This window comes from Marinobacter sp. bablab_jr003, from assembly GCF_016464245.1.
GTDB lineage: Bacteria > Pseudomonadota > Gammaproteobacteria > Pseudomonadales > Oleiphilaceae > Marinobacter > Marinobacter vinifirmus.
Genome location: NZ_JADARC010000094.1, coordinates 1 through 7,980 on the forward strand (window position 1 = coordinate 1; position 7,980 = coordinate 7,980).

Annotated in this window: 10 protein-coding genes; 2 read left to right on the plus strand and 8 right to left on the minus strand. The window is 55.5% G+C overall.

Annotation, left to right across the window (positions count from 1 at the left end; translation table 11 throughout):
• Positions 1-111: 111 nt before the first annotated feature.
• Both H3Z84_RS08455 and H3Z84_RS08460 read left to right on the plus strand, forming a co-directional pair.
• Positions 112-474 (plus strand): PcfJ domain-containing protein, encoded by a 363-nt coding sequence (locus H3Z84_RS08455; RefSeq protein WP_206768898.1) that lies wholly within the window; start codon positions 112-114, stop codon positions 472-474.
• 73 nt (positions 475-547) lie between these two features.
• Positions 548-1,195, plus strand: a complete 648-nt coding sequence (locus tag H3Z84_RS08460) for an HNH endonuclease (RefSeq protein ID WP_167373027.1) — start codon at positions 548-550, stop codon at positions 1,193-1,195.
• Positions 1,196-1,199: 4 nt separating this feature from the next.
• Here the strand turns inward: H3Z84_RS08460 and umuC are convergent, their stop codons facing one another.
• From umuC to H3Z84_RS08500, 8 genes are all read right to left on the minus strand, one after another.
• Complete coding sequence (gene umuC / locus H3Z84_RS08465) at positions 1,200-2,486, minus strand: translesion error-prone DNA polymerase V subunit UmuC (RefSeq protein ID WP_206768899.1); 1,287 nt, start codon at positions 2,484-2,486, stop codon at positions 1,200-1,202.
• Positions 2,483-3,232 carry a CLCA_X family protein gene (locus H3Z84_RS08470; protein ID WP_199457148.1) on the minus strand — a complete coding sequence of 250 codons (750 nt, stop codon included), beginning with the start codon at positions 3,230-3,232 and terminating at the stop codon, positions 2,483-2,485. The genes umuC and H3Z84_RS08470 overlap by 4 nt, the downstream gene beginning before the upstream one ends.
• Positions 3,229-3,672 carry a translesion error-prone DNA polymerase V autoproteolytic subunit gene (umuD, locus tag H3Z84_RS08475; protein ID WP_199457149.1) on the minus strand — a complete coding sequence of 148 codons (444 nt, stop codon included), beginning with the start codon at positions 3,670-3,672 and terminating at the stop codon, positions 3,229-3,231. Before umuD ends, H3Z84_RS08470 begins: the two co-directional genes overlap by 4 nt.
• A 134-nt stretch (positions 3,673-3,806) precedes the next feature.
• On the minus strand, positions 3,807-4,391 hold the full coding sequence (locus H3Z84_RS08480) for a hypothetical protein (protein ID WP_199457150.1): 585 nt from the start codon (positions 4,389-4,391) through the stop codon (positions 3,807-3,809).
• 77 nt (positions 4,392-4,468) lie between these two features.
• Positions 4,469-5,119 carry a HEPN domain-containing protein gene (locus H3Z84_RS08485; RefSeq protein WP_094625378.1) on the minus strand — a complete coding sequence of 217 codons (651 nt, stop codon included), beginning with the start codon at positions 5,117-5,119 and terminating at the stop codon, positions 4,469-4,471.
• Positions 5,120-5,158: 39 nt separating this feature from the next.
• Positions 5,159-5,701: a YqiA/YcfP family alpha/beta fold hydrolase gene (locus H3Z84_RS08490; protein WP_094625377.1), complete on the minus strand. Its 543-nt coding sequence runs from the start codon at positions 5,699-5,701 to the stop codon at positions 5,159-5,161.
• Between the two features lie 155 nt (positions 5,702-5,856).
• A complete protein-coding gene (locus tag H3Z84_RS08495; RefSeq protein ID WP_199457151.1) occupies positions 5,857-6,810 on the minus strand; it encodes a TraI domain-containing protein in 954 nt (317 codons plus the stop codon).
• A complete protein-coding gene (locus tag H3Z84_RS08500) occupies positions 6,797-7,741 on the minus strand; it encodes a tyrosine-type recombinase/integrase (RefSeq protein ID WP_228285791.1) in 945 nt (314 codons plus the stop codon). Before H3Z84_RS08500 ends, H3Z84_RS08495 begins: the two co-directional genes overlap by 14 nt.
• Positions 7,742-7,980: the final 239 nt, after the last annotated feature.

The following is a 7,980-nucleotide window of genomic DNA, read 5'->3' on the forward strand; positions in this document are numbered from 1 at the left end:
CAGGCAAAGTTGACGGGCACTGAGACTTCGGAGTAAGAAGAGAAACCCCGCGTCGCTACGCTCCGATGGGTGGCAGCCTTGCTCCGGTCCGGGTGGCAGGCTTCACGTGGAATGGGTGGCAACCTTCAGCGGTTTACGCAAAGAGAAACGCCAAGACCGCTTTCTGAGGAGCACGGCGACTATCCCAAACCGCCTCTCGCCCCAATCGACGGTATAGAGCCGTTGGGTTCCTGGCTTGAGCTTCTGGAAGAAGGGGCAACCATGCGCCATTGCGTCGGCAGCTATGACGTGCCGGTCGCCCTCGGGGAAGTGTTCATTTACCGGATGGTCCACCCGGAGCGTTTAACCATATCACTGGAGTATCAGAATAAGACGTGGGTGGTTGGCGAGGTTCGCGGGGTGTGTAATTCAAGCCCGTCAGAGGGTGCTTTGGATTGGATTCGGCGGTGGGTTAATGTTGATCGAACGAAATAAACTTGACTCCATAGTCATGCGTTATCATGGCATAGCGAATTACGGTGAACGTCTAATTGAAAGGATTCGTCCCATGAGCTTGAAAGACCTAAATGATCCCAAGGCCGTCCTGGAGGCGATAGCCGAGTACGACCAGCTGGGACAAGAGGGGTTTCTAAAGCGTTACGGTTTTGGCAAAGCCCGCACCTTTGCACTTATTCATGGCGGGAGAAGCTACGACTCCAAAGCCATTGTTGGTGCCGCACACGGCTATCAATTTGGCACGCCATTGTCGTCTAAGCAGTTTTCCGGTGGTCTTGCCACCGTTGTCCCAAAACTCGAAGAGCTCGGGTTCACTGTGGTCGCCCTAGCGCTGGATGAACAAACGGCTTCGATACCGGAAGAAGTTCCCGATTCAGTCTGGGAGGGCGCTCGGAGGTCCGTTACTGTAAACCGTTATGAACGAAGCCCTGCAGCCAGGGCCGCTTGTATCGAACACCACGGCTCGGCTTGTCTGATCTGCGGCTTCGATTTTGCGCAAACCTATGGAGCGGACTTTCAAGGCTTCATACACGTCCATCATATTGTCCCGATCTCGAAAATCGGCGAGCAGTATGAAGTAGATCCCATTAATGACCTGATCCCGGTATGCCCGAACTGCCACGCAGCACTGCACTATGGCGGCAAAGAACAGAGCCCTGACGATATAAAAGCATTACTGCAGCTACCTCGCTCCACTTAACGGGTCAGTTTACCCAGGGTAAAGCTGCCCAATCTGTCGTATACGCCGGCGACAAATGCCCCCGCCGCATCGCATAAGCCGCAGGCCCGGCCTCTCTGGCCATGTAGACCGTCGCCCTCGACTTCCGGTTGATGGTATCCATCACCGCCATCAGGCGTTCCGATCTGCCATTGTCTGGCGCCTGCTCCTGCGCGGCTTGGAAGAGATCCTCCTGAACACCCGACTCACCCACCAGTTCCCCCAACATAACGCCGGCCTTAGCGTAATCAAATCCTTCCCGATACATCGGTCTAAGCAGGTTCAGAGCCTGCTGCACAATAATCCGGGAGTCCTGGCTGGGCTGGATGAGCTTCACGCTGGCACTGCGTGAATACTGCGGCGCTGCGGTTTTGAACGGGTTGGTTCGGATGAACACCATCAGTTCCCCAGCATACTGCTGGCCTCCGCGTAGCTTCTCGGTCGCGCGAGTCGCAAAGTGCGCCACGGCTTCTTCCAGGTCGCTCAATTTCTGAAGGGGCTGACCAAACGATCGCGAGCACATGATTTGCTTCTTCGGGGCCGGCACATCCTCCCACGGAACACAGGGCACTCCATTGAGCTCCCGGGCGGTGCGTTCCAACACCACAGAGAACTGTTTTCTGAGCGTTGCCAGATGGGTATCCGCTAGTTGTAACGCCGTGACAATACCCATGGCCTGAAGCCTGGCACTGAGTTTTCGCCCGACACCCCAAACCTCCTCAACCGGTACCCGCGCCATCAGCCGCCGTTGCCGGTCGGGGTCCGTCAGATCGACCACGCCTCCAGTGGCTGGATATTTCTTGGCGGCATGGTTGGCCAGCTTGGCCAGGGTTCGCGTCGGAGCAATGCCCACACAGACCGGTAAGCCGGCGTTCTGATACACCGTGTTCCTGACCTCTCGCCCAAAGTCCTCAAAGGACACCACCCGGTCAATGCCGGTCAGGTCCAGAAAGGCTTCATCGATGGAATAGACATCCACTTTGGGAGCCAGGGCTTCCAGAGTCGTCATCACCCGCCGGCTCATGTCGCCATAGAGGGTGTAGTTGGAGGAGAACACCTGGATGCCGTATCGGCGAATTTCCGGTTTAATGTGATGAACCGGCACGCCCATCTTGATCCCCAGCGCCTTGGCTTCTTTGGAACGGGCGACGACGCAGCCGTCGTTGTTGGACAGCACCACAACCGGTGTATGGCGCAGATCCGGACGGAACAGCTTCTCGCAGGAGGCATAGAAGTTATTGCAGTCCACCAGGGCGAACACAGGCTTCCTCATCCGGCTTTGGCCTGTTCCCGACACAACGCAGCCCCGAGAGCGGCAAAGTAATACTGAAAGGCGTCATTGATACGCTGGCGATGCTCGCCCTGCGGATACAGACCCACCTTGGCTTCATCAGAGTGAACGGTTCCGTTTACCAGAAATCGGTTACGCGGCTGGCTGTCTTCAATGAAGGCTTCAAAGGCGCGAGCGCACAGCTCCTCCGGTTTGGCGTAATAAACCGTTTTCAAGTGCTGATCGGCCACCTGGGAGGCCCGGAACAAAGTGCTGGGTGCTGTGCCGTCCTCCGTCAGCATGATGGCCTGGAAGCAAGCGCCTAGCCGTTCATTCAGTGGGTGGGGTTTACTGCTTACGCTGTTCAGCCAGGCACTGGAAGCGAAGCCGCACGGTCCGGCATTCCGGTAAGCTTTGCCACCCATGTAGTGATCAAAGGCGTGAAACCATTCATGCGCCAGGCTACCCGCACCGGCATTCTTGGCCAGCGCCAGTTGCCGGGTGGCGGGAATGTAGTGCGCGGCCACGCCCAGCCGGCCGCCGATGCCATACTGCAGGCCCAGCGTGCTCCTCAGGGAGATCAATGGCTCCGGTCCTCGCAGGATCGTCATCAAATCACACAGCGCCTGATAGAACCGGCCGGCTGCCCGGTCCCGCTCCTGAGGCGTCACCCAGCGTCCGACCTCGATGCTGCGAAAATCGAACCGTCGTCTCACGGTGACAAAGGATACTCCCGATTCAGGTGTCATCCCTGCCCTCCCCGCTTGAGCGACCGAATGACGTTGGTGACCACTCCAAACACCTCCATCACCATATCGCCCTCGACGGTAATGGGCCGGTACGCTGAATTCCTTGGAAGGAGTCGAACGGGCGGTGGCGTCAAATGCAACTGTTTGACCGTCATCTCGCTTTCCAGGCTCGCGATGATGATGTCTCCGTGCTTGGCTCTCAGCGACCGATCCACCACCAGGACATCGCCGGGATAGATACCCGCCTCAACCATAGACTCTCCCTGCACTCGCACAAAAAACGTGGCAGCCGGGTGTTGAATACACAGCTCGTTCAGGTCAATGGTTTTCTCAACATAGTCTTCCGCCGGCGATGGGAAGCCAGCCGAGACCCGTTCAAGAAACATCGGGATATTCAGGCGTGAGACGGATTCGTAGTCACCAAGCAGAATGCAGGACATGCTTTACACCGGATACTGTTTGAATATACAGCATTTTGGCGAGACAATACGGTTGGGTCAACCCATCATTGGGCCTAGTGTTCTATACTCGGACTAGTGCAGCTGCCAGGAAGGCGGGAGGAGTCTGAGCCGAATCAACCTCTTTGTCGGTGAGGCTTCAATATAAACCGGATTTCCTGGTCTTTTTGGCGTAACAGGTGACCACGGGAGCAGCTCCAGATGTCTGTCCACCAGTAATACGCCCTGCCAGCTCTCATTTCATTTGCCTTCGTGATCGCAACGTCTTGGACTTCATGGCCGCATTCCGGGCAATACACCGTAGCGGTTCCATCGGTTACCCAGTCATTAATCCGCTCTTCAACGAGGCCGAAATGGCCGTCCGGCAACCGACTCACCTTGCGTGTGTCGAAGGTAGAATTGGCGAGCCAGATTGGCAGCACCTCCCTCGCCGCTTGGGCACTGACGCTTTGAATCACCATTCTCTCGGCGTCTTCCCTTGCCCAGGCCAACAACACTCTTGCCGGGACCGTAACGTCGCAGAAAAAGCCCTCATCCCGGTTCTCGGTAGTGGCAACCAGTATTTGTCCTTCACATCTGGGAAGTGTCGCCAGATGCTCTTGAATCTGGGCCTGCAGCTCGCTCTGACGTTCTTCAGCGGCAAGCTGACGGCGATACGCCCGGGAGAACAGTTTTTTCAGGTAGTGCGGCATAGAGCTCATAGTGTGGGTTGTTTACCGTTCCTTGGACATTGATCAGGCCGAAGCGGACTAGAAGGCATGCATTTACTCGTCGAACACTAGTCCTTCACTACCGGATAACAGGCATCGCCCCACAGTGTCTCCGGGTGATCCATCATGATTGTCAGAATGACGGGAACCAGTTGGCTCATCAAGGCTACACAGTCACGAATCTGCTCCCGGTTTACCTTACTGCCCCATGTAGCACCGCCATGTATCAACTGATTTCGCAGGGTGTAGATCCGGCTAAGCGCAATGCCCAGTACCGTCGCGGTATCCTCTGAGCCCAAGGCTGACTGAGCGGCGACTTTTGCACGGTTAAACTGGTCTTGCCACTCTTCCTCACTGAGCTTTCCGTTCTGATGGTCCCAGAAGGGCTGAAACACAAAACGATTGCTGAGTAGTACCCGAATACTCCGGGGGAATTCTGTCCAGGTCAGCTCATCCAGCTGTTTGCCGGCATCAAGATCGACTAACTTCTCCAAGAAACCACGGAAGGCCGTTTTCTCTGTCGTCCGGTATTCTTCATTGATCTCTGTGGCATAGGCGGCGTTGAACGCAATCCACAGAAAGATGAACCGGCTGTCTGGGTCGTCGAGTTGCTCTGCTCGCTGCAACCAGCTCAGCGACCGATGAACCCGCAGGCTGAGATTGGCAGGGTAGCCGTCTCGCTCATCACGGTGGCGCTGTTTGAGAGTGTCGTAATTCATGGTTCGGTCCGTCCGTTCATCCAGTCCGGGTTTTCGGTTTCAATCCTTCACATGTTCCCGAATCAGCTTCAACGCTTCTTCCGTGTGCTCAAACCGATGGCTGCCGCCCTCAAAACTATGAACCGGAAAATAATCCCCAAGCGTCCTGACGGTGTCGCTCCACGGAAGCAGTTCATCCCCCTGATCCAGCAACACAAGCCCGCTGCCATAGGGAGTGAAGGGATAGTAGCTTGAAACCACTTCGTCCGTCAGTTGATAGGCGTGCCCCTGATGATCAACACCCTGCCCTATCCAGGGCTTGAGAGTGTGACCGGGATCCGTCACCGGGTTGATGGCGACAAACGGAATGCCGGATTCGGCACCCAGAATACCCGCCAACCATCCCCCCATCGAGGTCCCAACCAGAAGGTCCGGGTTCACTTGCATCAGTTTGTCCAGGCTATCTTCAATGACGTCTTCCGAGGCTTGAGTGTAATCGATGTCGTGACCATAGACAGGGCCAAGCTTCGCGAGCGCTTTAAGTTTGTCGCTGGTGGTATCGAAGCGGCTGGCGAAGCCATGGAGGTAGTATATTTTCAGCATTTCCTTCGCTCTGGACGCGATATTTTTTCTGACCTTAGCACCGTTGCCGGGTAAATGCCTGCTTCACTGCCTAGCTGCTTTCCTCACACACCATCTAATGAAAAAGGGGTGTGGCCGCCATGTGCTCACACCCCTCACTGTAGTTTCCATCAGCCTCATCCATGAGCTTCTATCGATGGCCGCCAATATGTGTTGTTTCCGAGCCGCCCAAAACCGATTGACTGGCGCTTTCGATAGGCCTTCCGCTGATTGTCAGCCATGGCACTCTGGGCATCGGCGTCCCGAACGTAGCGGGCAAGCGTCATCGCAGGGCTGACACCGTAACGTGCGCCGGGCGAGGCACAGGTCCAAATGTGCCTGAGTGCGAGAGCCGCATCAGGGTCTACCTTGTCAAGATAAGCCAGACCGTAGGCGCAGGCTTCCAAAGTCATGTCGGCGTGGTCGCACAACCTCGCGGTTGCCGTCGGCTTACCCCACGTATCGTAAGTGTAGGTCTTGCCAATATCGTGCAACAAACCAGCAACGAAACCGAGCTCCTGAAGTTCTCGAGGCATGTCTGGCTCATTGGTCTTCGTCATGACCACTACGTTCTTCGCCACGTCCAAGGAATGAGCCAGCAGCCCGCCAGGTTCATTATGATGGTAATTCCTGCTCGCCGGAGCTTTCAGAAAGACTTCAAGCCTGTCACGGCGCTCCAATACTCGCTTAATGAACATCTGTAACGTGGCTGACTGCAAAGACCGAACCGCAGCCACCAGCTGATCCAGTGCCTCCGGTCTCGGACAGAACGTCCGTGGCAAAGTCTGCAGTGCAGGCAAGCTGGCAACGTCTGCCTGCAACGGGCGGCGGATATCGGTCAGCAGGATCTCACTTTCCTCCGCACCCACGCACACCTGCCCTTTGACCACGACCAGATCCATGTGGCCCAAGTGCTCTGGAATCAATATAGAACCAATTACCGCCAGCACCACGATGTCACTGGCACAGCTGCTCAACCGAAGTTTCAGATACGGAATGCCTTCATCGTCAAAACAGGCAACACGCCCCGTCAGTCGGTAGGTGCCTTTAAAAGTTTCCTGCATCAATGGGCGCAGATCATTCAGTTTCATCACCCACCTCCTTATCGTTTTCGATGACCCGACTCTGAATCAGGCGCTCAAAGGCGCTGCCATCCATGCGAGTCAGGTTCGGGATATAGCGGGAATACACTTTAAACAGCATTTCCGTTGAGGAATGGCCCAGAGTGCGGGCGACCCATTCCGGGTTTTCACCCGACGCGAGGAGTAGCGTCGCCGCTGTATGCCGGGTCTGGTAGGGTCTGCGTTTCTTCAGCTTGAGGTGTTCCAACAAAGGGTACCAAACACGCTTGGTCACGTTATTGTGGTCCAGCGGCTCTCCCAGCCGGTTACAGAATACGAACTTGCTGAGCTTGCCCGTTGCCTCGTACTGGGATTTGAGTGCCTGATACACGGGACCAAACATTGGAATTTCCCTTTGTGAGCCGTCCGTTTTTGTGTACTCGGTTTGGCCGTGGATAAGTGTTTCACGTACCAGGATTTCCCGCTTTTCGAAATCCACGTACTCCCACTTGAGGCCATCAACCTCCCCCGTTCGCATGCCGGTGTAAAAACGCACCAGGTAATAGTTGTGGTAATCCTCTCTGACCGTTTCGAGAATCTTTTCTACCTCATTCAGGGAGAAAGGCTCGATGTGTACCCTCTGCTGCTTGAGCGGTTTTATGTTCAGATAGGGATTCGTGAAGTCAAACCGCTCAGCCGCCTCCGTTAGAATCATCCGCAAAATGGTCATGTGGCTGTTGATGGTTTTGGGCGCCATCAAGCCACTGGCCCCTCTTCCTTTCCGCCGAGCCATCTTGTTACGAGCGGCCAGAATATCCGGCTTGGAAATCTCGCCTACCCGTTTATCCTTGAAGGCTGGCTTGAGAGAGCTGGCCAGGATGGATTCCACATTGCGAGTGTGGGAGTTCCGCCACTGGATTTTGGATTCGAGGAACCACTGGTCAGCGAAGTCTGCGAACAAAGGAGTATCAGACGCCCTGCCATTTTCTGAGGTATTAGTTGCCCCAGAATTTTCTTGGCTGGCCTGGATCTTCTTGAGATTACGACTATCAGGAAAATACGAGTTATGGTGATTTCTGGTGTATGGAAGCAGGCTGAAGGGGTGGCGTATCCTGTTGGTTGATCACCGCCAAGATCACAACCAACAGAGGAATGATACGCCATGTCCGAGTCTAACCTGCATGCTCTTTCACAACCAGA

Bases quoted from the DNA above. Each gene is read 5' to 3' on its own strand.
- umuD (WP_199457149.1), bottom strand. From the start codon at position 3,672: ATGTCCTGCATTCTGCTTGGTGACTACGAATCCGTCTCACGCCTGAAT.
- H3Z84_RS08480 (WP_199457150.1), bottom strand. From the start codon at position 4,391: ATGAGCTCTATGCCGCACTACCTGAAAAAACTGTTCTCCCGGGCGTAT.
- umuC (WP_206768899.1), bottom strand. From the start codon at position 2,486: ATGAGGAAGCCTGTGTTCGCCCTGGTGGACTGCAATAACTTCTATGCC.
- H3Z84_RS08470 (WP_199457148.1), bottom strand. From the start codon at position 3,232: ATGACACCTGAATCGGGAGTATCCTTTGTCACCGTGAGACGACGGTTC.
- H3Z84_RS08490 (WP_094625377.1), bottom strand. From the start codon at position 5,701: ATGCTGAAAATATACTACCTCCATGGCTTCGCCAGCCGCTTCGATACC.
- H3Z84_RS08455 (WP_206768898.1), top strand. From the start codon at position 112: ATGGGTGGCAACCTTCAGCGGTTTACGCAAAGAGAAACGCCAAGACCG.
- H3Z84_RS08495 (WP_199457151.1), bottom strand. From the start codon at position 6,810: ATGAAACTGAATGATCTGCGCCCATTGATGCAGGAAACTTTTAAAGGC.
- H3Z84_RS08485 (WP_094625378.1), bottom strand. From the start codon at position 5,119: ATGAATTACGACACTCTCAAACAGCGCCACCGTGATGAGCGAGACGGC.
- H3Z84_RS08460 (WP_167373027.1), top strand. From the start codon at position 548: ATGAGCTTGAAAGACCTAAATGATCCCAAGGCCGTCCTGGAGGCGATA.